This window comes from Streptomyces sp. NPDC045026, assembly GCF_056432625.1.
On the sequence record NZ_JBWKIS010000001.1, the window covers coordinates 702,884 to 729,530 of the forward strand.

Below are 26,647 nucleotides of genomic sequence, written 5' to 3' on the forward strand. Positions count from 1 at the left end.
GCGGACCCGTCAGCGGCGGCCCGGCTGAGGATCTGGCGTGCGCTGGATGGCGATGATGGCGGCGTCGTCGGAGAGGTGCCCCTGGCAGTGGGCGAGGAGGTCCTGGCGGATGTGATCCAGGAGTGCTTTGGGACTGGTGCTCGTGGTCCATTGCGCGACCCGCTGCGCCAACGGGTAGAAGGCCCCGCTTCCATCGCGGGCTTCGGTGACCCCGTCGGTATACAGCAGGAGGGTGTCACCGGTGTCGAAGGCGAATTCGTCGACGGGATACTGCGCGGCCGGCAGTCCGGCGACGCCGAGGGGCGGGGCCGGGTGGGTGCTGGTGAGGGTGCGGACGTGGTCCCGGCGCAGTAGTAGGGGCGGTGGATGTCCGCAGCAGGTCATGCGGGTCATGTGCCCTTGACTGGGGATTTCCAACAGAAGGGCGGTGATGAAGTGCTCGCCGATCTCGTCCTCCACATCGACGAAATCGATGAGGTAGTGGGACACGCTCCGGTCCAGGGCGACGGCGAGGTCGGGCAGCGTGGCGTGCTGGTCGGCGACCACACGGAACGCACCGAGCAGCAGCGCCGACTCGCCGACGGCGGACAGGCCGTGTCCCCGGACGTCGCCGATGATCATGCGTACGCCGTCGTCGGTGCGTGTTGCCGTATAGAGATCGCCGCCGATCTCAGCCTCGTCCTCCGCAGCCAGGTACAGCGAGGCGATCCGCAAGGGGCCGATGTGGTGGGGGAGTGGCCGCAGCAGGGCTTTCTGCGCGGCCTCGGCCACGGACCGGACCTTGGCGAGTTCCTGTCTGCGGTGCTCGCGCACGCGGCAGAAGAACACGATCAGCGCGGAGAGTACGGCGAGGGAGAAGACCTGCACCATCACATTGCGCGTATTGAGGACGCCGAAATGGACGCCGATGAACACCTGGGCCGCGATCGCCAGGGCCCCGATGAATGCCGTCAGGCGCGGCCCGGCGAAGGAGGCTGTGAAGGCGGGCGCCACGACCAGCAGGGGCCCCAGATGCACGTCGGCCGGCACCAGGATGTCGATGACCGTGATCACGACGATGAGCGCGATCGGAATTGCCAGCAGTGCGTGACTTGGCTGCCACAGACCTCCCAAGCGCCGCCGTAGACCCACCCATCCACTGTGCACCCTCGGAGGGTGCCGTGACGTTGAGATGGCCCTCACCTGTGGTGATTGCGCAGGGTGACGCCTTCCGGTGGCAGGGGCCCGACACTGCGACACTGTCCGCGTCGAGCGGTCTCGCCGGTCCTCGCCGTAGAGTCCGGGGCATGGCCCGCAACATCGCCGTCGTCCAGGCCGCAGCGAAGGGCACGGCCGCCGGGGCTCCGGGCCCGGTCCGTCCTGGAGCGGCTTCGTGAGCGTCTCGATCGTGCTGTTCACCTCCGACCTCCGCGTGCACGACCATCCGCCGCTGCGGGCTGCGCTCCGCGCGTCGAGTGAGGTGGTGCCGCTGTTCGTACGGGACTCGGGGATCGCGTCCGCCGGGTATGCGGCGCCCAATCGGGAAGCGTTCCTCGCGGACTGCCTGGGCGATCTCGACACGGCCTTGCGCGCGTGCGGCGGGCGCCTCGTGGTGCGGTCGGGGGACGTCGCCGGTGCCGTGGCCGGGGTCGCGGCTGAGACCGGGGCGGACGCGGTGCACATGGCGGGTGGCGTCAGCGCGTACGCACAGCGGCGCGAGGAGCGCCTGCGGAACGTCCTGGAGTCGCAGGGGCGGAGGCTGATCGTTCACGACACGGTGGTGACCGCGGTGGCACCGGGCGCCGTCACTCCGGCGTCGTCGGACCACTTCGCCGTGTTCACGCCCTACTTCCGGCACTGGTCGGAGCAGCGCCTGCGCGATGTCCTCGCGGCACCGCGCGCGATCCGCGTTCCGGACCGAGTGGCCTCGGAGGGGACGCCGTCACGCGCGCGGGTCCGCGGGACCTCGCCGGGCCTCGCGGCGGGCGGGGAGACAGCGGGCCGCAAACAGCTGACCGCGTGGCTGCGGCGCGGTGTCAGAGGCTACGAGGGCGGGCACGACGACCTGCCGGGCGACGCGACATCACGCCTGTCGCCCCACCTGCACTTCGGCACGCTTTCCGCCGTCGAGCTCGTCCATCGGGCGCGCGGAGCAGGTGGTCCGGGCGCCGACGCGTACGTCCGCCAGCTCGCCTGGCGCGACTTCCACCACCAGGTCCTCGCCGCACGCCCGGCCGCCGCGGCGCACGACTACCGCACACGCCACGACCACTGGCGCTCCGAGCGGGCTGCCGCCCAGGACATCGCCGCATGGCGTGAGGGGCGTACGGGCTATCCGGTGATCGACGCGGCTATGCGGCAGCTGCGTCACGAGGGCTGGATGCACAACCGCGGCCGCCTCCTGACAGCGAGCTTCCTCACCAAGACTCTGTACGTCGACTGGCGGGTCGGCGCCCGGTACTTCCTGGACCTCTTGGTGGACGGCGACATCGCGAACAACCAGCTCAACTGGCAGTGGATGGCGGGGACGGGCACGGACTCGCGCCCGAACCGGGTCCTCAACCCCGTGACGCAGGCGAAGCGTTACGACCCGGACGGCGTGTACGTGCGCCGCTGGGTGCCGGAACTCGCGGGTCTCGCCGGGCCCGCCGTGCACGAACCGTGGAAGCTGCGCGGACCCGATCGCGCGAAGTACGCGTACCCCGACCCGATCGTCGAACTCGCCGAAGGACTTGAGCGATTCAAGCGGGCGCGAGGGCGGGACTGAGCCTGTTCGCCGCGCGGCCCGGGGGTCACGATCCACTCCTCCTGCTCTGCACTCGTGTACTCCTCCCCGTTCGTTGTAAACGGATAGATCTATCCGTTTACTGCTATGGTGGCGTCCGTCGGTGTCCGTCGGCGTCGTTCACGGCGGACAAGGTGAGAGGGGTGCCGATGGCGCGCAGAGTGTGGCTTCCGCTGGGGGCGGCCGTCCTGGTGGTGAACGCGGTGCAGTGGGTGGCCGTCGAAGCGATCACGGCGGCGGCCTGGACCGATCCGGCCTACAGCTATGCGACGAACTACATCAGCGACCTGGGTGTGCCTGACTGCGGTACGCGGTTCCAGGGGCGCGACATCTGCTCTCCGGCGCATGCCTTGATGAACGCGTCCTTCATGGTTCAGGGGATTCTGTTCGCGACGGGCGTCGTACTGCTGGCCCGTCTCGTCAAGGGGCGCGCCCGGCGTGTCATCACCGCCCTCGCGCTCGCCCATGGCGTGGCGTTCGTGCTGGTGGGGCTCTTCCACGGTTCCGGGGACAGCCCGAACCTCAGCCTGGCCATCCACGGCGGGGCGGCGGCGATCGGCATCCTGTGCGCGAACACGGTGGCCATCATGGCGGGGTCGCTGCCGAGCCTCGGGCTGCCGCCTGCGTACCGCATCTTCAGCGTCGCGGTCGGTGTCCTCGGCCTGCTGAGCGAGGTGTTGGTGGGTGTGTCCGTGAGTACGGCAGGGGTGTTCGAGCGCGGGGGCGTCTACTCGTGGCTGTTGTGGGGCGCCGTCACGGGCGTCCTGGTCCTGGTCGAGCGCCGGCGCAGCCCCGCGATGGTGGAGAATGTCGCGGTATGACCCGGGAAACGCAACGCCCGCTGCGCGCGGACGCGGAACGAAACCGTCGGCTGATCATGCAGACGGCCGACCGCATGTTCGCGCAGCGCGGGTCTGCCGTCACCCTCAATGAGATCGCGCGCGAGGCGGGCATCGGAGTCGGCACGGTGTACCGGCGCTTCCCGGACCTCCAGGCGCTGATCGACGCCCTGTTCACGGAGCGCTTCACCACGTTTCTGGAACTCGCGACAGCGGCCGAGCAGCAATCGGACGCGGGGCAGGCGCTGCGCCACTACCTGCTCGAGGCGGCCCGATGGCGAGCCCAGGACCGGGCACTCGAGGTCGTTCTCGCGGGCGCGAGCATCGACACGAAGCCGATCGCCGAGATGCGCGACGACCTTGGCCACCATGTCGACGGCCTGGTGGAACGGGCGGTTGCCGCGGGTGCCGTCCGCGAGGACTTCGCGAGCGCCGACGTCTACGCCTTCCTGTACATGATCGGCGCTGTCGCCGACCGCACCTACGATGTCGCCCCCGACGCCTGGCGCCGGTACGCGGAGGTCGTGCTCCTGGGCTTCGGCCTGGCGCGCGCCCCGGCCGTCCACACCACGGCGATGACCGACGGCCAGATTCGCCGGACATGGCCCAGTCCGCCCAAACAGTAACTGGGCGGGGCCAGTTGAGTGTTGTGTGGTCGATGATCGTGATGACGGAGCCGGTTCTTGATCCTTGATCCTGCCGAAAGGTGAACTCCCATGCGTGCACTGCTCGTTGACCGAACCCGTCCAACGGGATTACGTCTCGGCGAGGCGCCCGATCCCGAACCGGCACCGCACCAGGCTCTGATTCGCGTGACGGCGACCTCCCTCAACTACGGAGAAGTGCGGTTCAGCCTGGAAGAAGCACCCGACGGAGCCGTCCTGGGCTGGGACGCGGCCGGCGTCGTGGAGCAACCCGCCGCCGACGGGTCCGGCCCCGCAGCCGGCACAGCCGTCGTCACGTTCGGCATCGACGGTGCGTGGGCCGAACTCCGAGCCGTCGACACCGACTGGATCGGCACCGCCCCGGCCGGGGCCGATCCGGGGGCGGTCAGCACGGTGCCCGTCGCCGGCGCCAGCGCCTTGCGCGCTCTGCACCGCGCGGGCCCGATCCTGGGCAGGCGCGTCCTGGTCACCGGCGCCACGGGCGGCACCGGCCGGTATGCCGTGCGGCTCGCCCGCCTCGGTGGAGCGCACGTCATCGCGTCCACCGGAGACCCGGACCTGCATGGCGACAGCCTGCGGGCAAGCGGGGCGCACGAGGTGGTGTCCGGGCCACTCGAGGCCAAGCAGCCGGCGGATGGTGTCGTGGACATGGTCGGAGGGCGGCAGCTCGTCGACGCCTACAGCATGCTCAGCCAGGGAGGCACTCTCGTCGCGGTCGGGCACGCCGCCCACCAGGACGAGGTGTTCCCCTTGGGCGCCTTCTTCGGCGACCAGGGTCGGCACGACCGCTCGATCGTCGCCTTCTCCCTGCCCGCCTGCACCGGCCTCGCGCCCGACCTGACCTGGCTCGCCCACCGCGTCGCCGCCGGCGAACTCGACCCGCAGATCTCATGGCGCGGCAACTGGGACCGGGCCGCCGACGCCATCGACGCCCTTCTCCATCGCCGACTTCACGGCAAGGCGGTCCTCGACATCACCTGAAACGGGATCGGATACGCATTCCTACGGTTCGTCGAGCCCCATGCCGGTGCTTGATGCCTGTGCCGGTTTCTTGAACATGTGGACATCCTCAGCGCCACCTGGGATTCCCAGGGTCCGGCCGGTCTCGACATATCCGTGACGCTGGTAGAACTCCGGGGCCTGAAAGGTGAAGGACGATACACAGGCGCGGTCACAGCCTCGCAGGCGCGCCTCCGCCTCCGCAGCCAGGAGGATCTTTGATCCCCACCCTTCCTTACGGCGCTGCTCGCGGATCCAGAGCATCTCGATGCCGAGCAACCCACCCCACGTCCAACCGGAAAGGCGCCTCCGACCAGCTCGCCGGAGTCATGGCGCGGAGTGTGACACACGCGCCGCTGCCCCGAGGCCGGGGGCCTGGGGGGGCAGGCTGGTCACGCACGGGGCGATGAGTTCTCGCCGGTCCGGGAGTCCACCTGGGTGCAGGTACACCCTCCTACGGAAGGCGCGATCATGAGCAAGAGCAAGCTGATCGTCACCGCGTTCATCACCATGGACGGCGTCATGCAGGCTCCGGGCGGCCCGGGCGAGGACGTCGACGCCGGATTCGAGCACGGCGGCTGGCAAGTCCCTTACGTCGACGAGGACTTCAGGGTCCTTATGACGGAGGTCTTCGAGCAGACCGCCGACCACCTCCTCCTCGGCCGGCACACGTACGACATCTTCGCCGCCCACTGGCCCCGCGTGACCGATGAGAACGACCCGATCGCAGTGAAGCTGAACACGATGCCCAAGTACGTCGCCTCACGCACCCTGGACAGCCTGGAGTGGAACAACTCCCATCTCCTCAAGGGCGAGGCCGCCGAGTCCGTCGCACAGCTCAAGGACCAGCTCGAAGGCGCGATCATGACGCAGGGTAGCGGCGACCTCATCCGCACTCTGCAGGAGCACGACCTCGTCGACGAGTACCGGCTGCTCATCAACCCCGTGATCCTCGGAACCGGCAAGCGGCTCTTCGCCGAAGGCGCCGCCCCTGTCGCCTGGACGCTCACCGAATCCGGTGCCACCGGCGCGGGCGTTCAGTATTGCGTCTACGAGCGCGCGGGGAAGCCCGAGTACGGATCCCTTCAGCTGGACGATCAGGAGTGAGGCCCGAGGGGGGCAGGTTTCGCAGATCTTTGACGGCCGGGGTGGAGGGCGGCACGCAGTGCCCGAGGTCGGACGACTCGGTTCGTTGAGGAACGACCGGTTGGGGCGGAGGATGGAAACGGCAGTGGACATCTCGACCTGGGAGCGATGTGGTGACAGGGCGAACCGGGCCGTTCTGGGATGCTGTGGAGGGGCGCGCGCCGCTGCCTCGGGCGGCGGCCACGCTGGGGTTGGAGGTCCTCGACGCGGACGGTGACAACGGCACCGTCGAGCTGGCCTTCACCGCGACCGAGGAATTCACCAACCCGGCGGGGAACGTGCTGGGTGCTTTCCTCGCCGCGATGCTCTACGACACGGTCGGTCCCGCTCTTCTGGCCACGCTCGAGGCGGATCAGTTCCAGTCCACGCTGGAACTCACCACCCGCTTCCTCAGGCCCGTCCGCCCCGGCCGGATCATCGGGAAGGGGCGCGTGGTGCACAGGGCAGGGGACATCGCCTTCCTGGAAGCCACCCTCACCGACTCCGAGGGGGCGACCATCGCCACCGCTGGTGCCACGGCCCGCGTCATCCCCCTCGGCCAGGCGCCGACGTCGGCCTGACCCGTACACGAGCTGTGACGAGACATGAGAGATCAGAAATGAGAGACGAGACCCCGGACCATAGGCCGCGTCCCGTGAACTCGCCACCCATGTCCCGCTGTTGGCCGAGGTCCGGCAGGATGAAACGATCTCTCGCATGGCACTACTGAACGAAGCCCAGACCGTCGAGGAACGCGGCGAAGCTCTCGTCGCCGCCGCGCTCGCGGGTGACGAGGACACCGCCCGCCGCCACACCGACTTCTTTGTACTCGGCCGTCGGGTCGACGAGGGAAATCCCTACTGGGAGCGGGCAGTTGAGGCGGGAGACGCCTTCTCCGCGTACACCCTCGCCCGCTACCGGAAGATCCGCGGTGACCGCAGGGAGGCCGAGCGGCTCTACCGTCTCGCCGCGGACCGGCACTCCGGTTGCGCGTACGGTCTGGCCGTACTGCTCAAGGAGAACGGCGACCCGGAGGCTGCCACGTGGTTCCGGGAAGGCTGGGACATGGGGCGCCTCGACTGCAAGATCGAGCTGGGCAAGCTCATTGCGGCCGAGGGAAAGCCGGACGAGGCAGCCGAGTTCCTGATGAAGGGCGTGGACATCGGGGACATCGCCGTCTTCCGGTGGGTGCAGGACTTCGAGCACATCCGCGAAACCTTCGACCGGGTCGCCGATGCCCTCGAGGCGGCGGAGGACGCCGAGGACGGCGAGGCCGCCGACGAGGCGCTGGAGCCGCTGGAGGACATGGACAGTGACTTCAAGAACTATCCCGGGCTGATCAACGAGGCCGGGAACTACTTCCGCAGGGCCGGATACCTCAGTCCGGTGGCTCTCGTCGAGCACGCGATCCTCCTTGAACGGCACGACGCCGAGGACCGCTGGTCCGAGGTCCGTGACCTCCTCCTGCGCTCGCACGCAGAGGGGTACGACGGCGCGGCCTTCATTCTGGGCCTGTTCAACGAGGAACGCGGCGAACTCGCCGAGGCCGAGCACTGGTATGCCATCGCAGCCGACACCGGGCACCGTGCCGCGCTGGTGAGGCTCTCCGACCTGTTCCGTCGGCAGCGACGGCTCGACGAGGCCGAGGCCCGGCTGAGGGAAGTCGACCCGGACGACGAGGTCGTCCCCGACCGGCTCGCCAAGATCGCCGGGCTCCGTGAGGAGGACGAGGTGCCGCCCGAGCAGGATCTGCGGCGGCTGCCGGAGCTGCTCGAGCGGGCCGAGGCGGGGGATCCCCAGGCTTCGTACGCGTACGGGAAGATGCTCTACGAGTGGGGCGGGGCGGCGGCGCGCTGGATGCTTCCCTGGCACGAACCCGCGGCGCTGGCGGGCGACATGGCGGCTGCGGCCGATCTCAGGTGGCTGTACGGCGACCTGGGTGACTCCGTGCGGCGCGACCACTGGAAGCGGATCGCCGCGGAGGCCGGGGACCACGACGCCTGCGGTGCCATGGCCTGGCTCTCCGACTACCACAGGGACTACCAGGAGGCCGAGCGGTGGTACGTCCGCGCGGCAGCCGACAACAGTGCACTGAACGCGATGCTGGCGGGCAAGGCCATCGCCCAGCGCGGCGGGTACGAGGAAGCCGAGCCGTACCTGCGCAAGGCCTGGGAAGAGGGCCGGGACGAGTCGTTCGGCACCGAGACGGCGGGCTACTACGGTCTCGTCCTGAACCGGACGGGACGCCATGCGGAGGCCGTGGAGCTGCTGCGGCCGGCCGCCGAGCGCTGGCGCGAGGACGTCAGGTCCCGCTATGACGCGGATGATCTGGATGTGCTTGCCCGGATGCTGGACCCGCAGGACGAACTGGAGGCCGCCGAACAGGCACTGGCGGCGGGCTGAGCGGGCGCGGAGCCGGATCCCCATCGGGCGGTTGCACACCGCCGGCCGGTGGGGCATCCCGGTTCCCAGCCCCCGACTCCTACTGTTTCCCCGCCTCCAGCAGCCGCCCGACTGCCTGTTCCAGTGTGGCGATCCGGTCGGCAAGGCCTGCCGCCTTGAGGTCGCCCGCAGACTCCTTGGTGCGCAACAGGAGTTCCACCTGGGCGAGTTGACGTTCGACGTCGGCCAGTCGGTGCTGTTCCTCGGCGGGCTTCGTGGGCGCGTCGACCGAAAGGAGGCGCGTCAATTGATCGGCCTGATCGGCGAGTTGGCGGTTCTTGCGATGCAACTCCAGGAAGACGCTGACCTTGGTCCGCAACAGCCAGGGGTCGAACGGTTTGATCAGGAAGTCGGCCGCGCCGACCGTGTATCCGCGGTACGCGTAGTTCGGGTCGACCGCCGCCCCAGTCAGCAGGATGATCGGGATGTCCTTGGTCTGGTCGAGGCCCTTGATGTTGGCGGCGGTCTCGAAGCCGTTCATGCCCGGCATCAGTACGTCGATGAGCGCGACGGCGAACTCCTGCCGCAGCATCGCCTTGAGCGCCGCCTCGCCCGAGTGCGCGCGAACCACTCGGGCCAGCGAGCCGAGGACGGCCTCGAGGGCGACGAGGTTCTCCTCCATGTCGTCGACGATGAGGATGCTGGAGGCGTCCGCCCCTGCCGCTCCCTGCGACGCTGTCACGGCGTCCGCCCGGTGACGTCACCGGACGTGTCCGGAGGCGGTTCCAAGGGGGTGTGCGGGTCGAGCAGCCGGCAGATCACCGTCAGCAGCCGGTCGACGTCCACCGGCTTGGGGATGTAGTCGTTCGCACCGCTCTCGATCGCCTTTTCGCGGTCGCCGGGCATGGCCTTGGCGGTGAGCGCGATGACCGGCAGGTTCGCGAAGCGAGGTGTGCGCCGCATCGCTGCGATCATCTCGTAACCATCCATTTCGGGCATCATGATGTCCATCAGGACCAGGGACACATCGGGTGTCCGGTCGAGGACTTCGAGGCCCTCGCGGCCGTTCTCGGCGTACTTGACGGTGATTCCGACGCGGCCCAGCACATGGGTCAGTGCGAACACGTTCCGGATGTCGTCGTCGACGATCAGGATGCGGCGGTTGGCGAGCACCCCGGCGGCGCCGGTCAGCCACTCCTTGAGCCGGGTCGTCTCCGGCCAACTGGCGTGTTCGTCCACGATGTCGGCGTCGGCGAGGTCGGCGAGGTCGGGGAGATCGTCGGCGGGACGGGTTCCCGTGCGGGGCACGGACACCGCGTCGGTGAACACGTCGACCTCAGTGGGGGGTTGTGCGCGGGCCGTGGGCCGGCGGGCCGGTGAGTCCGGTCCGGTGATGGCCTGCACTTCGCCGGCCGTGGGGAGCGGTTCCACCGCGGGGGAGGTGTAGATCGTAGGGACGTAGAGGGTGAAGGTGGAGCCGACGTTCGGCTCGCTCTCGGCCGTGATCCTGCCGCCGAGCAGGGCCGCCATGTCCCGGCTGATGGAGAGGCCGAGACCGGTGCCGCCGTACTTTCGGTTGGTGGCGCCGTCGGACTGCTGGAACGCCTCGAAGATCCCGTTGAGCATCTCCGGCTGGATGCCGATTCCGGTGTCCTTGACGGAGAGGGCGATGACCTCGTCCGCGTCGTGCAGCGTCTCCTCCTCGAAGTCCGCGGGCGTCGCGCGCTCGACGAGCAGTTCCACCCCGCCGGACGAGGTGAACTTCACCGCGTTCGACAGGAGGTTGCGCAGGATCTGCTGGAGGCGCTGTTCGTCGGAGAAGAGTTCGCGGGGCACGTTCTCGCCGACCTTGATGTCGAACGCCAGGCCCCGGTCCCCGGAGAGCGGCTGGAACGTCGCCCGTACGTAGTCGAGCAGTTTGTTCAGCGGCAGCGTCTTGGGGTGCACATCCATGCGGCCCGCTTCGATCTTCGACAGGTCGAGGATGTCGTTGATCAGTTGCAGCAGGTCGGAGCCCGCCTGGTGGATGGTGACGGCGAACTCCACCTCCTCGGGGGCGAGCCGCCCGGAGGGATTGTCGGCGAGGAGACGGGACAGCACGAGGAGCGAGTTGAGGGGCGTGCGCAGCTCGTGCGACATGTTCGCCAGGAACTCGGACTTGTACTGGGACGACGTGGCAAGGAGGGCCGCCTTCTCCTCCAGCTTGGCGTTGGTGATCTGCAACTCGTCGGAGCGCTGGCGCAGTTCGACGGTGAGGCGCTGCGACTCCGACAGGAGCGACTCGGTACGGGAGTTGGCGATGATGGTGTTGATGGAGACACCGATGGTGTTGACGAACTGGTCGACGAAGGCGAGGTGCACCTCGCTGAAGCGGCTGAACGAGGCGAGTTCGATGACGCCGAGCACCCGGTCCTCGAAGAGGATCGGCAGGATGACGACGCTGGCCGGAGGCGCGGCGCCGAGGCCGGAGCTGATGGTGATGTAGTCGGTGGGGACCGCGTCGACGAGGATCCGCCGCTTCTCCGCGGCGGCCTGGGTGATGAGGCCCCAGCCGGGCGCGCCGAGGCTGAGCCGGGGGCGCGGCCTGCGGCCTTCTTCCTGGCCGGTTCCGTAACCGGCCAGTAGTTCGAGGTCCTCGCCCGGTTCCGCACCCGCCTCGGCCAGGAAGAACGCACCGTACTGGGCGTTCACCAGAGGGGTCAGCTCGCGCAGGATCAGGTCGGCGACCTCGACCAGGTCGCGGTGGCCCTGCATGAGTCCGGCGATACGGGCCAGGTTGGACTCCAGCCAGTCCTTGGCGCGGGTCGTCTCACGGAGGTTCGCCACCATGAGGTTGATGTTGTCCTTCAGGGTGGCGACCTCACCCTGGGCTTCCACCGAGATGGAGCCGGACATGTCGCCCTGTGTGACGGCGCTGGCGACCTCGGCGATCGCGCGCACCTGGGTGGTCAGGTTCAGGGCCAGCTCGTTGACGCTGGTGGTCAGTCGCTTCCACGTCCCGTAGACGCCCTCCACGCGGGCCTGGCCGCCCAGCTGCCCCTCGGAGCCCACCTCGCGGGCCACGCGCGTGACCTCGGAGGCGAACGCGGAGAGTGTGTCGACCATCGTGTTGATCGTGGTCTTGAGCTCCAGGATCTCGCCGCGTGCGTCGACGTCGATCTTCTTGGACAGGTCACCGCGCGCGACGGCGGTGGCGACCTGGGCGATGTTGCGGACCTGGGAGGTGAGGTTGTCGGCCATGAAGTTCACGTTGTCCGTGAGGTTCTCCCAGACCCCGGACGCGCCATGGACCTGGGCTCGGCCACCGAGCCGCCCTTCGGTGCCGACCTCGCGGGCCACACGGGTCACCTCGTCCGCGAACGCCCTCAGCTGCTGGACCATCGTGTTGACGGTGTCCTTCAGCTCCAGGATCTCGCCGCGTGCGTCGACGTCGATCTTCTTCGACAGGTCTCCGTTGGCGACGGCGGTGGTGACCTGGGCGATGTTGCGGACCTGGGAGGTCAGGTTGAGCGCCATGAAGTTCACGTTGTCGGTGAGGTCTTTCCACACCCCGGATGCGCCCCTGACCTGGGCCTGACCGCCCAGGTTGCCCTCGGTGCCGACCTCGCGGGCCACACGCGTGACTTCGTCCGCGAAGGCGGACAGCTGGTCCACCATCGTGTTGATCGTCGACTTCAGCTCAAGGATCTCTCCCTTGGCCTCCACGGTGATCGTCTTCCCGAGGTCACCCTCGGCGACGGCGGTGGCGACCTGGGCGATGTTGCGGACCTGGGAGGTCAGGTTGTCGGCCATGAAGTTGACGCTCTCCGTCAGGTCCTTCCAGACCCCGGACACACCCCTGACCTGGGCGCGGCCGCCGAGCTGGCCCTCGGTGCCGACCTCGCGGGCGACCCTGGTGACCTCGTCGGCGAAGGCGGAGAGCTGGTCGACCATCGTGTTGATCGTCGACTTCAGCTGAAGGATCTCACCGCGCGCGTCCACGGTGATCTTCTGGCTCAGGTCTCCGTTGGCGACGGCGGTGGTGACCTGGGCGATGTTGCGGACCTGGGAGGTCAGGTTCGACGCCATGAAGTTCACGTTGTCGGTGAGGTCCTTCCAGACCCCCGATGCGCCCCTGACCTGGGCGCGGCCGCCGAGCTGGCCCTCGGTGCCGACCTCGCGGGCGACCCTGGTGACCTCGTCGGCGAAGGCCCGCAGCTGGTCCACCATCGTGTTGACGGTGAGCTTCAGCTCCAGCAGCTCGCCGGTGGCCTCGACGGTCACCTGCTGCGTCAGGTCTCCGCGTGCCACGGCTGTTGTCACCACCGCGATGTCCCGCACCTGTGCCGTCAGGCGCGACGCCATCGTGTTGACCGCCTCGGTCACGTGGAGCCAGTCGCCGGACAGGCCCTGTGCCTTCGCACGGCCGCCCAGCCGCCCCTCGGTGCCGACCTCGCGGGCGACCCGGGTCACTTCTCCGGTGAACAGCGAGAGCTGGTCCACCATGCGGTTCACGCCGATGCCCAGACGTCGCAGGTCGCCGCGGAGCTGGCGGCTTCCGTCGTGCAGATCGACGTGCTGCGTCAGATCGCCGTCCGCGACGGCGTCGAGCACCCGCGTGGCCTTGGCGACGGGCCCCACCAGCGCTTCGATCGCCGTGTTGGCGGCCTCGACGTTCGTCGTCCAGGTGCCCGAGCCCGGACTCGCCGAGATGCGCTCGTCCAGCCGGCCCCGCCGGATGATCTCGTGCCGGACGCGCCGGAGCTCCGTGGCGAGATGGCCGTTCCGCGCGATGATCTGGTTGAGGACCGCGCCCATCTCGGCGACCACGGGGTCCAGCGGGCCGGCATCTTCCCGCGAACCTTCCGCACGCTCCGTGAATTCTCCGTCGCGCAGCGCCTTCATCGCGGCGAGAAGCGGGCGGAGCTCACTCGTGCGGACCCATTGTCCGGAGTCCGTCGTGGCCGCCTGGGCCGCGTCGGGCCGAGTCGTGTCCATGGTCATGAACCACCCTCCGCCCGGAGTTCGTCGCGCACACCAGCGGCGTATTTGTGCATGTTTGTCATATTATAAGGGGCGCGAAAATACTTCTCCCAGGCGCTGTTGGCGCACCCCAGGGGGCGTCGTGATCCCGTTGCCCGCACACTCGGCTGAATTCGTGTGCAGCAAGGAGTTGCCGGCGAACCAGCTCGCGTCCGCACAGGCGCGGAGATTCCTGCGTGAGGTCCTCACAGGCAGGATGCCGACCACCGGCACGCCTCCTGGCCAGGACGCGACTCCCGCTCCCGGGAGCGTCCCCCAGGGGCTCGTCGACAACGCGATCCTGCTGGTCAGCGAGCTGGTCACCAATGCCGTCGTGTACGCCGGCACCGACATCGACGTGGTCTGCCGCCTGGAGCGGGACCCGGACACCGGCGTGGCCGTCGTCGTGGAGGTCGTGGACCGCCACCCCTCCAGAGGCGTACGTGCCGCGGCGGACGCCCGGCACGGCGAGCCCGGCTACGGCCTCCAGCTGGTGAGCGCGATCTCCCAGGCCTGGGGGGTGACCTACCGCCGGTCGGAGAAGCGGGTGTGGTTCCGGCTGGAGTCCTCGTCGGCGGAGCCGGGATCCGCGGCGACCGACGCCACCTCGGCCCGTACCGGCGAGAGCGGTGGACCCGAGGCCGGGCCGGCCGAAACCGGTGGCGCGAGGCCGCCGGACCACCTGGCGCTCAGCCATGGGTACGCAGCCGAATGGGTCGACCGCAGCGGCCCGTCGTTCCTCGCCGAGACCAGCGAGCTTCTCGCCGGGCAGCTGGACCAGGGCATGGTCGCCGCACTGGCGGCCCAGCTGCTCGTACCCCGGCTCGCGGACTGGTGCGGCATCTGGCTGAAATCCCAGGGGAGGGGTCTGAAGCTGTCCCGGGTCTGGCACGTCGACGAGCGGCGCATCGTGCCGCTGCGCGAGGAGCTGGAGCGGATCGCGCCGTCCGCCGGAATCCGGGCCGGCGGTACGCCCTGGCCCTGGCCGGAGAGCGCCGGGTCCGACCGTGCGGGCGGGTCGGCGTTCGCCTTCCCGCTCACCGTCCGTGACATGGACGTGGGGGTGCTGCTGCTCGGCCGGACCGGCCAGCTGCAGATGACCGACGCAGTGGTGCGCATGGTGGACGACGTCGCCCGCCGCGTCGCGCAGGCCGTGTACACCGCACGCCAGTACACACGGCAGACAACTATCAGCGTCGCCCTCCAGCGCAGACAGCTGCCGACGACCCTGGCCAGCATCGCGGGAATCGACACCGCGATCGTCTACGAGCCGCACGGCGAGGGCCAGACCGTCGGCGGCGACTTCTACGACATCTTCCCGAAGGGCGAGGGCCGCTGGTGCTTCCTGCTCGGGGACGTGCAGGGCAAGGACCCCGAGGCGATGTCCGTCACCGGCCTCGCCCGGCACCTGGTGCGGCTCCTGGCGCGCGAAGGCCACGGCGTCGAATCGGTGCTCGACCGGCTGAACATCGCCATGGCGGAGGAGAGCGCCGAGGCCCTCACGGCCGACGGCGAGCAGGCCGCCACGCGCTTCCTGAGCCTGTTGTACGGGGAGCTGGCCGTCGACCCCGTCCTGGCAGGAGCCCGCTGCCGGGTCGCCAGCGCCGGCCACCCCCCGCCCCTCCACATGTTCGCCGACGGCAGAGTGGAACCGGCCTGCGAACCCCGGATGCTGCTCGGCATCGACGAGGGCGCCGAATTCCGTGCCAGCTCCTTCTATCTCGCGCCCGGTGAGACGCTGCTGTGCGTGACCGACGGCGTCACCGAACGACGCCGCGGCAACTGGCAGTTGGACGACGAGGACGGTCTCGCGGATGTCCTGCGCCAGGGCATGGGCCTCGGCGCGAAGGCCCTCGCGGAGCATGTGCGCCGAGCGGCACACGACTTCGGGACGGGCCCCGTCGAGGACGACCTGTCGGTGCTGGTGCTCCAGGCGCCCGCGGTCGACGCGCACATGCGCCGCGCCCCGGAGCCACCCCCTCGCGCCTGACGTCGGGGTTCAGGCCGTCCGCCGCGGTCCGTGAAGTCGGGGGTTCCCCTTCCATCGGCGGGTGCAGGGACCATACTGGTCAGGCCCCCAGTCACCCACAGAACGAATCCATGGCCAAGAACAGCAGCTCCTCGACCACCGCCCCCGACACCGCGTGGCTGGGGCGCGGGCGCCATCTCGGGCCCGAGCCCGAGCAGGACGTCCGGCGCAACCTGATCGCCCTCAAGGCGGCCGGGGTACTCGACGACTTCCTGGACCTCGACCCCGTCGAGGCGGCCCGCTCCACCGTCCTGCACCCGCGGGACGGGTCCGCCGACCCCGGCCCCTCGGCCCGCCGCCTCTTCGAGGCCCGCTGGCGCGTCGCCGACGACGTCACGGTGCGCGCACAGCTGACGACGTACGACCCCGAGGTCCGCCGCAAGGAAGGCGAGGGCGTCATCTGGGTCCTCGCCGCCGAGGCGGAGCGCGCGTGGGACGCGCACTGGCCCTCGCCCGCCACCATGTTCTGGCCCGACAGCGACCGGGTCGACTGGGACCACGACACGGTGCGCGGCGTGCGCCTGAGGGCGACGAACTACCTGCCCAAGGACGACGACGAGCTGCGCCACCGGCTCCGGGACTGCACCCGCGACAGCTGGTTCATCCATGTCGTGGTGCACGAGGCGATGACGCCGGACGCGATGGGGCAGAAGCCCGTCTCGGCGTTCCTGCCGCCGAGCCTGAGGCACCGGGTGATCGAGCACCGGGGCACCCCGGCCCAGGCCCAGATCGCCGATGTCGCGATGAAGCGGGAGCTGAGCGTGCGGATGCCGCGCGGCGGCGCGGTGGTCCTGCCGACAGTGCCGCCCGTACCGGATTACGCAGCGGACCGTTTCACGGTGCGCAGTGTCTTCCTGGACGGCTCGGAGCCGACCGAACTCCTCGACAAGATCAAGGAGTTCGCCGCGCTGCCCCGTCCGCTGCCGGTCGACGCCGAGCGGGCCCTGACGCGCCTGCGCCAGGGCTGGCACCTGCTCACCCCGGACGAGGAGCTGGTCCACGCGCAGGGCATGGTCGCCCGGTACGCCGAGGCGCTGGAGGCCATGACGAAGTCCTGTGACCTGTACCGAGAGGCGGCCGAAGCGGCGCAGGCCGCCCTGGCGGAAGCGACCGGCGGAGCCGGCGTGCCCCGGCCGGCCGACCCGGGGTCGGTCAAACCGGACGGCTCACCGCTGACCGCCTTCACGAAGGCGTTCGGCCGCTTCCGGGGGCCGAACAAGTAGGGGGGCGGCGGAGCCCTCCCTGGGGCTCGGGTGCGGCGGCGACCTTCGGGTACGACAACGTGTTCGGGTACGGCAGGCCCGTGGTCCGGCCAGTTGGCTGACCACGTGGGCTTGAAGATGCCGGTCGCCGTCGCCGATGCGATCTTGCTGAGGGACGACCGATGACTTCCGGCCGCCCGGGGAGTCTGTACTCCCAGACAGGCACGAGATCCGTCCGGAGGCACCATGTCCACCACCAAGAACGCCCTGCCGCCCATCGTCGACGCGGCCACCTGGCAGAAGGAGCTGGCGGCGCTGCGCGTCCGCGAGAAGGCCGCCACCCGGGAGCTCGACGCGATCGCCGCCCAGCGCCGCCGGCTGCCGATGGTCGAGATGCCCGACTACGTACTGGAGGGCGAGGATGGTCCGGTCCGCCTCGCCGAGATCTTCGGCGACCACCCGCAGCTGATCGTCTACAACCACATGTGGTTCGAGGACGAGGAGTGGCAGTGCAGTGGCTGCACCGGCTTCACGACGCAGTTCACCCGGCTCCTGGGCGTGGAGAAGTTCGACGCCCGGTTCGTGATCGTCACCCAGGGGCCGATCGAGGAGGCGCTCGCGTACAAGCGCAAGGTCGGGAACGAGATGACGTGGTACTCGACGGCGAACAGCTCGTTCGGCGGCGACGTCGGCGCCGCGTCGAACACCGGATTCGCGGTCAACGTGTTCCTGCGCGACGGCGACAAGGTGTACCGGACCTGGCACACGGACGGACGCGGCACCGAGCAGTTGAGCCATCTGTTCGGCCTGGTCGACCTGCTGCCGTACGGCCGGCAGGAGGTGTGGCAGGACTCGCCGGAGGGCTGGCCGCAGCAGCCGACGTACAGCCGGTGGGCACAGTCGGAGGAGATCGCGGCGGCATACGGCGAGAACAGCTGAACCCACCGTCCAGTGAGGTTCGTTCCGCGCACGGTCAGCCGATGCCCGATGCCCGATGCCCGATGCCCGATGCCCGATGCCCGATGCCGACGACCTCGACCGATACCGCCAACGACGTGGGGCCGGGTGTGCAGCGGCCTTTGCACCTGGGATAACGTCCTCTCACTCCGGACCAGTGAGAGGACAGTTGTGCAGGTTCAGGTACGCGGGCGGCGGAGTGCCGGCTGGTGGGTCACGTTCGGGGTCATCGGGTTCGGGACGCTGTTCTTCGTCATCGGTGCGATCGTGGCGGGGGCGTCGATCTCGTTCGTGACGGACGCGGAGAGTGCCGAAGGAACCGTGGTGTCGCTGGAGTGGCGGGACGATCACGTCAGTTCATCCAGCAAGTCACGGCAGAGCAGCGGGCCCATGGCTTACCCGGTGGTCGAGTTCACGCCGGCGGGCGGCACACCGACAACGTTCCAGAGCTCAGCGGGTTCCAACCCGCCGTCGTACGACACGGGCGAGCGGGTTGATGTCCTGTACCGCGCCGATGACCCGGGGGACGCGAAGATCGACGGGTTTGTCTCGCTGTGGCTCATTCCGCTGGTCTTCTGTGGGGTCGGGCTGCTGATCGCGGGCATCGGGACGGGAGTTGCGATCGCGACACGGCGGCGCGCCCGCGCCGCGCGGAGCGGATCCCGAACCGTGGTCCCTGCGGTCGGCTGACCACCCGGTGCGGTCGTCGGTGCGCACCCTACGATGAGGCGGTCGTACTGGCGCCGCGTCGTAGGGTGAGGTCATGGGCAAGAACGATAAGGCCTCCGGTCCGTCGATGGACAGCGAACTCACCGCCCAGACACTCGAACGAGCCGCACGCGAACTGCTCGAACGTGACGGTGTCCTCGGAGGGTTGAACCTCCGGGAGGTGGCCGATCGCGCCGGAGTCAACCGTGGGTTGGTGTACCACTACTTCGGCTCCCGCCGGGACCTGTTGCGCTCGGCGCTGCGGCGCAACGTCAGGGAGCGCATCGTCGCCCTCCGCATCCAGGACGGTCCCATGCCCTTCGCCGGCCGTGTCCGGCACGTGCTGAAGGGCAGCATCCGATACGCCTCGGCGTTGCGGCTCGCGATGCTCCTGCTCCTCGACGGTGACACGCAGTTGAGGCTGATGCCCGACCTGGAACGCACCCAGGGACTGCTGCGGCGCGATCGCGAAGAGGGGCTGATCGACGACGACGTCGACCTGATCGCCCTGCACGCCACCCTTCAGTCCCTCACGGTCGGCTACGTCCTGACCCGGTCGCGCCTGGCCAAGGAGTTCGGCGTGGGGGTCCGGGAGCTCGACGACCGGGTCGTCGCACTTGCCGAACGGCTCAGCGGCGGTGTGGACGGTCCTTCGGTGAACTCCGCCAAGGACTGATCCACCGACCTCGCGGCGCAGGTACGCGCAGGTCAATGCCATAATTCCCGTCCCCTGCAAGCCTGTCGGAGTTTAGCGTTTCGCTAAAGAGGTGCTGTGCCGACCGTTGACGGAACGCTAAAGGGGCGGTTTCATCGGTGGCGCCGGACATACCACGCGGTATGCGCGGATCCCCCGAGTGGCCAGGAGGCGAGTGACGATGACGGCACCGCAGTTGGTCGGAAGATCTGAAGTGCGTGACACAGGACCGCCCGCATCGCGGAGCATGCGCGGCTGGGCGGTCACCGCGATGCTGGTCGCCCTGATGGTGATCAATTTCGCGGACAAGGCGGTGCTCGGACTGGCCGCGACTCCGATCAGGGAGGAGTTCGGTCTCACCGCGGGCGAGTACGGCGCGATCGCCAGCGCCTTCTACCTGCTGTTCAGCCTTGCGGCCGTGGTCGTCGGCTTCGTCTCCAACCGGGTCGGTGCGACGTGGATTCTGGCGGCGCTCGCGGTGGTGTGGTCGCTGACCGCGCTGCCGGTACTGCTGGCTGCCAGCGTTCCCGCGCTCTACCTCAGCCGCATCGGACTGGGCGCGGCGGAGGGGCCGACCGCGCCGATGGCGGTGCACGCGGTGCACAAGTGGTTTCCGGAGCGCTCCCGGTCGGTTCCGACAGCGCTGATCAATATGGGCGGAGCGCTCGGTCTGGCGATCGCGGCCCCGACGCTGGTGTACTTCATCAGCAACCACGGCTGGCGCTCGGCGTTCGCCGTCCTGGCGGTGGCAGGGCTCGTATGGGTCGCCGTGTGGGCGTTCGTCGGCCGCGAGGGCCCGCTGGACACGTACGACGCGGGGCTGCGCGGCACCGCCGGCGCGGACGCACGCGACGAGCCGCACGTCTCCTACCGTCGGCTCTTCCTCAACGGCACCTGGCTCGGGACGCTGACCGCCGGGATCGGCGCCTACTGGGCCCTGACCCTGTCCGTGGCCTGGCTGCCGACCTACCTGGAGACCTCTCTCGGATACACCGCGGCGCAGGCCGGCAGGCTTGTGGTCGTCCCGAACATCGTCGGCGCGGCCGTGATACTGACCGTCCCCTGGATCACGGGCCGTTGGATGCGCCGCGGAGCGACCGGGCGCGTCGCCCGTGGCGTCACGGGCGGGCTGCTGGTGACTGCCGCCGGTGTGTGCATACTCGCCCTGCCCTTCGCGGGAGGAGGGCTCGCCCTGCTTCTGATGACCCTCTCCTTCGGGCTGCCCAGTGCGGTGTTTCCACTGAACTACCTCGTCGGGGCGCAGGTCACCCCCGTCCGACGCCGAGGCTCGGTACTGGCCACGAGCACCGCCCTGGTCACCCTCACGGGCGTCGTCGCCCCGGCCGTCACCGGCCGGATCATCGATGCCGCCCCGTCGGCGGCTTCCGGCTTCGAGGTCGCCTTCACGGTGTCCGCCGCTCTGATGATCGTCGGCGGGCTCACCGGCGTCCTCACCGTCAACCCGGAACGCGAGGCCCGCCGCTTCGGGCTGACCAGCTGAATTCGCAGGCGAATCGAAGGAGCTACTTGATGTCCGACCCGCTCGACGCACTCTTCTTCCCCAGCAGAATCGGTGTGATCGGCTTGTCCAAGCGCCCCGGCACCTGGGGCCGCCGCCTCGTCGAAGTGCTGCAGGCCGGCGGCTACGAGGGCGAGATCTACGCCGTCGAGCCGCGGGAGCCCGATCCGGAACTGCCCACCATCGGCGACCTGGCGGGCGAGGGGCACCTGCTGGACCTGCTCGTCGTCGCCGTACCCGCCGATTCCGCCGTGAGCGTGGTGGAACGGGCGAGGCGCGGCGGTGTGAGGGCGGTGGTCCTGTTCACCGCCGGTTTCGCCGAGACAGGGGACCAAGGGCGCGAACTACAGGAGCAACTGCGCACCGCGGCAGGGGACATGCCGCTGCTCGGGCCGAACTGCCTCGGCGTGGTCAGCAAGCCCGTGGCGGCCGACGTGACCCCGAGCGCGTACGTGGAACGCCCTGCCCCGCCGCCCGGACCGCTCGCCATCGTCACGCAGAGCGGCGCGATGGGCTTCGTGCTGGCAGCCCTCCTCAACCAGCGTGGCGCCGCGTTCTCCTACTACGCGAGTGTCGGCAACGAGGCCTGCCTGAGGCTCACCGACATCGGCGCCTACCTCCTGGAGCGGCCCGACGTGCGGGTGCTCGGCCTGTACGTCGAGCAGGTGCGGGACCCCGCCGCACTGGCCGGGCTCGGCCGGCGCGCGGCCGAACTCGGCAAGCGCGTCGTCGTCCTGAAATCCGGCGTCAGTAAAGCCGGCGGCCGCGCCACGCTCTCGCACACCGCGGCCGTCGCGGGCGACCCGCTGCACTTCAGGGCGCTGTGCCGGGACTCCGGGATCGTCATGGCCGAGGACGACGAGACGTTCGCCGACCTGATGACCACGATGCAGCGCCCCGTCGCGCTGCCCCCGCGGCCCCGGTTCGCGGTGCTGTCCATGTCGGGCGGCGCCGGGGCGGTGATCGCCGACCGGCTGACCGCACTGGGCGCCGAGGTGCCCCAGCTGGGGCCGTACACGCGGGCCGCCGTGGAGGCACTCGACCTGTCGGGGATCGCCGCGAGCGACAATCCGATCGACCTGGGCGGGCAGTTCTACCGGAACACGGAGTCGTTCGGGCAACTCCTCGATCGTCTCGACGAGGATCCCGTCCTCGACGGCATCATCTGCTACTTCACCTTCGGCGATCAGTTCCCGGAGGTCTACCGTCAACTCGCAGTGAAGGTAGCCGACTTGGAGACGCCGGCCTGGCTGGTCTGGGCGTGTCCCCCGGACGGTGCGCCGTCCGGCACGCCGTCCGGCGTGGTCCACGCAAGCATCGCGGGCCTGATGCGAGCGCTCCCCGCAGTCATGCGGGTGCCCGCACCGGATCCCGTCGACGAGGGCGCCGCGACGGCCGCGAAGGCGGCTGCGGCCCGTGTGGTCTCCCAACTGCCGTGCCGGCCAGGCGTGGTGACCGAAGTCCTCGCGAGCAGGCTTCTCGCGGAGCTGGGCGTGCCGTACGTGGAGACGGCCGACCTGGAGACGGCCGCAGTCGCGCATCCCCGGCCGTGCGAGGGTCGGCCTTACGTCGTCAAGATCGACTCCCCGGACGCCCCGCACCGAGCCCAGCTGGGTCTCGTACGCCTCGAAGTCCCGGGGGAGGACCTGACCGAGGTGGCGGCCGAACTGCTCAAGCGGGCCGCCGAACTGGGTTTGCGCGACGCGCAGACAGTGGTGCAACCCCAGCTCGCGCACCGCGGGGAACTCGCGGTGGGGGTCGTCCGCGATCCGCAGTACGGGCCGGCCGTCGTCGTCGGGCCCGGCGGCGATCGCGCGGAGGACGCGGGCGCGGCGAGGCACGTCATCCGGATTCCCGCGCGGCCGGGCGCCGTGCAACAGGTGGCCGCGATGCTGGCCGCGGAGTACCCCGGTCTCGAACCCGCCGCAATGTGTGAGGTGTTGTCGCTGGTGTGCGAGTTCATCGCCCAGGCGCCCACTGTGGCCGAACTCGACATCAACCCGCTCCTCATCGGCCTGGATGGATCCCCGGTCGCCGTCGACTCGCTCCTCGTGCTGGCCACCGAACGTCCGGCAGACCCCGCGTGACTCTTTCGAGGCACAGCGCAGAAGTTCCGTAACGCCGCGACCAGAAGGGGAAGAGACCATGAGCGCAACCACGACCCGGAAGGCGAACATGCCGAGTGACACGGCCACATTCGCCGAGCGGGCGACCGACACCTTCACGATTGCGGTCGAGGCATTCGTGTGGGGCTATCCGCTCGTCCTGATGGAGCGCACCAAGAAGCTCTTCACTCAGCAGGGCAGCCGCCTCGGCTCACCCGTCAACCAGTTCCGCCACCGGGCCAAACTGGCGACCCCGCGTGAGCGCGAAATCGTCAAGCCCAACAATGACACCCTCTACTCCACGGCTTGGCTGGACCTGTCGCGGGGGCCGGTGATCCTGGAGGTGCCCGAGGTCGACGGACGCTATTACAGCTTTCAGTTCCTGGACGCGTACACCAACACCTGGGCGTATGTGGGCAGTCGTACCACGGGCACGGCGGCCGGCCGCCATCTCGTCGTCGGGCCGCACTGGAGCGGGAAGAGTTCCGACCATCCAGGCGTACCCGTCCTGACGGCCCCGACCGACAGCGTCTGGCTGCTCGGCCGCACGATCGTCGACGGGGAGCACGATCTCAAGGCCGCGTCGGACGTGATGGCGCGCTACCGGCTGACCCCGGCCGTCGAGAGCGACCGGGCCGAGTATTGGTCGACGGGGCCCGTGGCCTCGCCCCACGACATCGGTGCCTCGGGCATCGCGTTCTTCGACGAGCTGGGCGCCGCACTCGAACTCAATCCGGCCCCCGCTTCGGAGAAGGGTCTCCTGGAGAGGTTCGCCTCGATCGGGATCGGCCCCGAGTGCCGCCCCGCCGGGAATTCCACCGGCGTGACCAGGCTCGCTTTCGAACAGGCCGTCCAGTTCGGCGACCGCCTCCTGGGCTGCCGGGAGTCGACGGGAGGCAAGAAGAACGCGGACAAGGCGACGGGCTGGTCCTACGACCTCGACATCGGTACCTATGGTCAGAACTACCTCCTCCGCGCAATCATCGCCCGCCACGGCCTCGGCGCGCTCACGGCGGAAGAAGCCGTCTATGCCAGCACCCGCCTGGACGCGGACGGAATCCGGCTCAGCGGAGACCACGCCTACCGGCTCCACTTCGATGCCGACCGGCTTCCGCCGGTGGATGCCTTCTGGTCGCTCACGGTCTACGACGAGGAGAACTTCCTCGTCGCGAACGTCATCGACAGGTACGCGATCGGGGACAGGACGCCCGGTCTCACGTACGCAAGCGACGGGTCGCTCGACCTTCTCGTCCAGCACACGGAACCCGCTGACGGCCCCTCGAACTGGCTGCCCGCGCCGGCTGGGAAGTTCGAGCTCACGCTCCGCTTCTACGAGCCGCGTCAGGAGATGTTGGAGGGCACATACGCCCTGCCGCCCATCGAGCGGCACTGATCTCGATGCGTGAATTCCCCTTCCAGGCCGCACACTTGAGGAGCTTCGTTCATGCTGACCACGAATGCCGAGACCAACCCCCTGCTGGGGCAGCGGGAGGTGCAGACCGTCGCACCAGGGGTGTTCACCATCGGTCTGCAGGGCAACAGCCTGGCCGTGGAGACCGGGCAGGGTCTGCTGGTCGTCGACGCCGGTCCCGCCCCGCAGCTCGTCCGCCCCGCACTGGACCGGCTGCGCAAGCACACCGACGAGCCGGTCCGGTGGATCGTCTACAGCCACGGACACCTGGGCTACAACTACGGGGTGCCCGGCTTCCTGGAGGCCGCCGAGGAGCGCGGCGAGGCCCGCCCCACGGTGATCGCCCACGAGAACGTCGTGCGCCGATACCGCCGATACCTGGAGACCGCGGGCCTGCAGAACCACCTGAACGCACGCCAGTTCCGCAGGCCCGTCGAGGACTTCCCGACCGCGCCCCCGCTGACCTTCCCCGACCAGACCTACACCGAGTCGCTCACCCTGGGCGGCACGGGCCGCACGGTCAGGCTCCTGTGGTCACCGTCGGAGACGGACGACGTCACCGCGGTGTGGCTGCCGGGGGAGCGGATCCTGTACGCGAGCGCGGCCGTGATCAACGGCATCCCCAACATCGGGACCCCGATGCGCACCCTGCGCGACACCGTGCGCTGGGCGGACACGCTCGACAGGCTCGCCGCGCTCGACCCGGCCATCGTCATCCCCGAGTTCGGCCCGGCCATCCGCGAAGGCGCCGTCGAGCAACTGACCGCCACCGCAGCCGCGTTGCGCTGGCTGCGTGGCGCGGTCGTCGAGCGGCTCAACCAAGGCATGGCCGTCGACGAGGTGGTGCACGACATTGACTACCCGACGGAACTGTTCGACGTGCCCTGGATGGCGGAGAACTACGGCCATCGTGACTTCGTCGTGCGCGACATCGCACGGTCGGAATCCGGCTGGTGGGACGGCAACCCCACCCACCTGCACCCCAGCCGGCCCACGGTGGCAGCAGGCGTGCGCGCCGACGCCATCACCGACAAGCAGGCGGTCCTGGACCAGGCGGGCCGCCTCCGTGACGAGGGCCGGGTGCAGGAGGCACTCCACGTCATCGATCTGCTGGCGATGGCTCCCGGAGACGACGCTCACGTCGCGCTGGCCCGCAAGCTCAAGTCCGACCTGTGCGCGCTGCGCAAGGAGCAGGCCACCAGCTACGTTTCGCGCAGCTGTTACGGGTCTGCGGACTGAGCGGCGCGGAATCCGAGCCGCTCCCGGACGGCGTCCCCCGCAGCGCAGGGGGTCGCTGCGGGCCGCCTCGGGCACGTCGGCCGCAGACAGTTTGGCGCATCGGAAGGACTGAGCACCCGGCCTCGGGTTCCGCCAGGCACTCATGCTGCGGCGTCAGCCGGTGAAGGCCTCGATGAGCATCCAGACGGCGAGTCCGGCCATGCACGCGGCACCGATGCGCTGGACCGTCTTGAGGGGGACGCGCTGGGCGATGAACCGGCCGACCAGCAGCGCGAGGGCGGAGACCGACATCAGCGCCAGGGCCGAGCCGATGGCGGTGGGCAGCCAGCCGTTGGTGGCCGCCAGGTTGGCGGTGGTGATCTGGGTCAGGTCGCCCCATTCGCTGATGAAGACGGCCATGAAAGCGGTGGTGTAGACGGGCCAGAAACCGGTGACGGTCTTGCCCGCGCCTTCTTCGTCGTCATCGTCTCCGCCACGCAGCAGGACGAAGGCGCCGAAGGCGAACAGGGCGGCGGAGACCAGCTTGACGGCCATGTCCGGGAGGAGGCTGAGGAGGCTGCCCGCGCCCACGGCGATCGCGACGTGCACGATGAAGGCGGTTGAGGTGCCGAACCACACGTACAGCGGTCGCATCCGGGTACCCATGGCCAGCGAGGCGAACATGGTCTTGTCGGGGAGTTCTGCGAGGAAGATCAGCCCGAAGGCGGTGAGGAACGCCATGGGGTCGAAGGTCATTGTCTTGCTCTCTGCCGGGGCTGGACCGTCAGCTCGTCGGCACCCCATGGGCGACGGGAGAACCACTCGGCCCGGCACGATGGAACGGCCCACACGCCAGTGGGGTCGGATCATGCCTTGGCCGAAGGTCTCGTCCGCCCCCGCACAGTGTGCGGGAGCCCGGTGGCCGGGGTGCCCTGGAACACCCAGTGTGTCGACCAGTGGTTCTCGGGACTACTCCCCTTCGCTGCCGTCCAGGCTGACGCAGTTGGGGGTCGTGGTCGTCGGCACTCC

21 protein-coding genes are annotated in these 26,647 nt (G+C 69.5%); 16 read left to right on the top strand and 5 right to left on the bottom strand.

Features of this window, described 5'->3' with window-relative positions:
• Nucleotides 1-9: 9 nt before the first annotated feature.
• Complete coding sequence (locus AC07EJ_RS03185; protein WP_393584013.1) at nt 10-1,053, bottom strand: PP2C family protein-serine/threonine phosphatase; 1,044 nt, start codon at nt 1,051-1,053, stop codon at nt 10-12.
• A gap of 319 nt (nt 1,054-1,372) precedes the next feature.
• On the opposite strand from AC07EJ_RS03185, the gene AC07EJ_RS03190 reads away from it, so the two are divergent.
• The 4 genes from AC07EJ_RS03190 (at nt 1,373) to AC07EJ_RS03205 (ending at nt 5,249) form a co-directional block, all read left to right on the top strand.
• Entirely contained in the window at nt 1,373-2,746 is a 1,374-nt protein-coding gene (locus AC07EJ_RS03190; RefSeq protein WP_393584011.1) for a cryptochrome/photolyase family protein, read from the top strand.
• A gap of 167 nt (nt 2,747-2,913) precedes the next feature.
• Nucleotides 2,914-3,585 (top strand): DUF998 domain-containing protein, encoded by a 672-nt coding sequence (locus AC07EJ_RS03195; RefSeq protein ID WP_389487734.1) that lies wholly within the window; start codon nt 2,914-2,916, stop codon nt 3,583-3,585.
• A complete protein-coding gene (locus AC07EJ_RS03200) occupies nt 3,582-4,229 on the top strand; it encodes a TetR/AcrR family transcriptional regulator (RefSeq protein WP_478883626.1) in 648 nt (215 codons plus the stop codon). The genes AC07EJ_RS03195 and AC07EJ_RS03200 overlap by 4 nt, the downstream gene beginning before the upstream one ends.
• A 90-nt stretch (nt 4,230-4,319) precedes the next feature.
• Nucleotides 4,320-5,249 carry a zinc-binding dehydrogenase gene (locus tag AC07EJ_RS03205; RefSeq protein WP_389487730.1) on the top strand — a complete coding sequence of 310 codons (930 nt, stop codon included), beginning with the start codon at nt 4,320-4,322 and terminating at the stop codon, nt 5,247-5,249.
• A gap of 21 nt (nt 5,250-5,270) precedes the next feature.
• On the opposite strand, the gene AC07EJ_RS03210 is transcribed toward AC07EJ_RS03205, so the two are convergent.
• Entirely contained in the window at nt 5,271-5,546 is a 276-nt protein-coding gene (locus tag AC07EJ_RS03210; RefSeq protein WP_389487728.1) for a GNAT family N-acetyltransferase, read from the bottom strand.
• 192 nt (nt 5,547-5,738) lie between these two features.
• Between AC07EJ_RS03210 and AC07EJ_RS03215 the strand changes: the two genes are divergently transcribed.
• The 3 genes from AC07EJ_RS03215 to AC07EJ_RS03225 all read left to right on the top strand — a co-directional run bounded on the left by AC07EJ_RS03215 (nt 5,739) and on the right by AC07EJ_RS03225 (nt 8,795).
• On the top strand, nt 5,739-6,374 hold the full coding sequence (locus AC07EJ_RS03215; protein ID WP_389487726.1) for a dihydrofolate reductase family protein: 636 nt from the start codon (nt 5,739-5,741) through the stop codon (nt 6,372-6,374).
• Between the two features lie 152 nt (nt 6,375-6,526).
• The gene (locus AC07EJ_RS03220) at nt 6,527-6,973 is read left to right on the top strand and encodes a PaaI family thioesterase (protein ID WP_389487724.1); all 447 of its coding nucleotides are present in this window, start codon (nt 6,527-6,529) and stop codon (nt 6,971-6,973) included.
• A gap of 136 nt (nt 6,974-7,109) precedes the next feature.
• The gene (locus AC07EJ_RS03225; protein WP_478883627.1) at nt 7,110-8,795 is read left to right on the top strand and encodes a tetratricopeptide repeat protein; all 1,686 of its coding nucleotides are present in this window, start codon (nt 7,110-7,112) and stop codon (nt 8,793-8,795) included.
• A 79-nt stretch (nt 8,796-8,874) separates the two neighbouring features.
• Here the strand turns inward: AC07EJ_RS03225 and AC07EJ_RS03230 are convergent, their stop codons facing one another.
• Both AC07EJ_RS03230 and AC07EJ_RS03235 read right to left on the bottom strand, forming a co-directional pair.
• Entirely contained in the window at nt 8,875-9,516 is a 642-nt protein-coding gene (locus AC07EJ_RS03230; RefSeq protein ID WP_389487720.1) for a response regulator, read from the bottom strand.
• Entirely contained in the window at nt 9,513-13,757 is a 4,245-nt protein-coding gene (locus tag AC07EJ_RS03235; RefSeq protein WP_478883628.1) for a HAMP domain-containing protein, read from the bottom strand. Before AC07EJ_RS03235 ends, AC07EJ_RS03230 begins: the two co-directional genes overlap by 4 nt.
• Before the next feature lie 154 nt (nt 13,758-13,911).
• On the opposite strand from AC07EJ_RS03235, the gene AC07EJ_RS03240 reads away from it, so the two are divergent.
• The 9 genes from AC07EJ_RS03240 to AC07EJ_RS03280 all read left to right on the top strand — a co-directional run bounded on the left by AC07EJ_RS03240 (nt 13,912) and on the right by AC07EJ_RS03280 (nt 25,639).
• Nucleotides 13,912-15,765: a SpoIIE family protein phosphatase gene (locus tag AC07EJ_RS03240; RefSeq protein ID WP_478883629.1), complete on the top strand. Its 1,854-nt coding sequence runs from the start codon at nt 13,912-13,914 to the stop codon at nt 15,763-15,765.
• 110 nt (nt 15,766-15,875) lie between these two features.
• Entirely contained in the window at nt 15,876-17,027 is a 1,152-nt protein-coding gene (locus tag AC07EJ_RS03245; RefSeq protein ID WP_393584002.1) for a hypothetical protein, read from the top strand.
• Nucleotides 17,028-17,252: 225 nt separating this feature from the next.
• Nucleotides 17,253-17,945 carry a DUF899 family protein gene (locus AC07EJ_RS03250; RefSeq protein WP_389487712.1) on the top strand — a complete coding sequence of 231 codons (693 nt, stop codon included), beginning with the start codon at nt 17,253-17,255 and terminating at the stop codon, nt 17,943-17,945.
• Nucleotides 17,946-18,134: 189 nt separating this feature from the next.
• Nucleotides 18,135-18,653, top strand: coding sequence for a DUF3592 domain-containing protein (locus AC07EJ_RS03255; RefSeq protein WP_478883630.1), 519 nt, complete (start codon nt 18,135-18,137; stop codon nt 18,651-18,653).
• 73 nt (nt 18,654-18,726) lie between these two features.
• On the top strand, nt 18,727-19,347 hold the full coding sequence (locus AC07EJ_RS03260; protein WP_478883631.1) for a TetR/AcrR family transcriptional regulator: 621 nt from the start codon (nt 18,727-18,729) through the stop codon (nt 19,345-19,347).
• Between the two features lie 232 nt (nt 19,348-19,579).
• Nucleotides 19,580-20,866, top strand: a complete 1,287-nt coding sequence (locus AC07EJ_RS03265; RefSeq protein ID WP_389487706.1) for an MFS transporter — start codon at nt 19,580-19,582, stop codon at nt 20,864-20,866.
• 29 nt (nt 20,867-20,895) lie between these two features.
• On the top strand, nt 20,896-22,971 hold the full coding sequence (locus AC07EJ_RS03270) for an acetate--CoA ligase family protein (protein ID WP_478883632.1): 2,076 nt from the start codon (nt 20,896-20,898) through the stop codon (nt 22,969-22,971).
• A 58-nt stretch (nt 22,972-23,029) separates the two neighbouring features.
• Complete coding sequence (locus tag AC07EJ_RS03275; protein ID WP_478883633.1) at nt 23,030-24,382, top strand: DUF1254 domain-containing protein; 1,353 nt, start codon at nt 23,030-23,032, stop codon at nt 24,380-24,382.
• A 51-nt stretch (nt 24,383-24,433) separates the two neighbouring features.
• Entirely contained in the window at nt 24,434-25,639 is a 1,206-nt protein-coding gene (locus tag AC07EJ_RS03280; RefSeq protein ID WP_389487700.1) for an alkyl sulfatase dimerization domain-containing protein, read from the top strand.
• Nucleotides 25,640-25,792: 153 nt separating this feature from the next.
• On the opposite strand, the gene AC07EJ_RS03285 is transcribed toward AC07EJ_RS03280, so the two are convergent.
• A complete protein-coding gene (locus tag AC07EJ_RS03285; protein WP_389487698.1) occupies nt 25,793-26,374 on the bottom strand; it encodes a TMEM165/GDT1 family protein in 582 nt (193 codons plus the stop codon).
• Between the last annotated feature and the right edge of the window lie 273 nt (nt 26,375-26,647).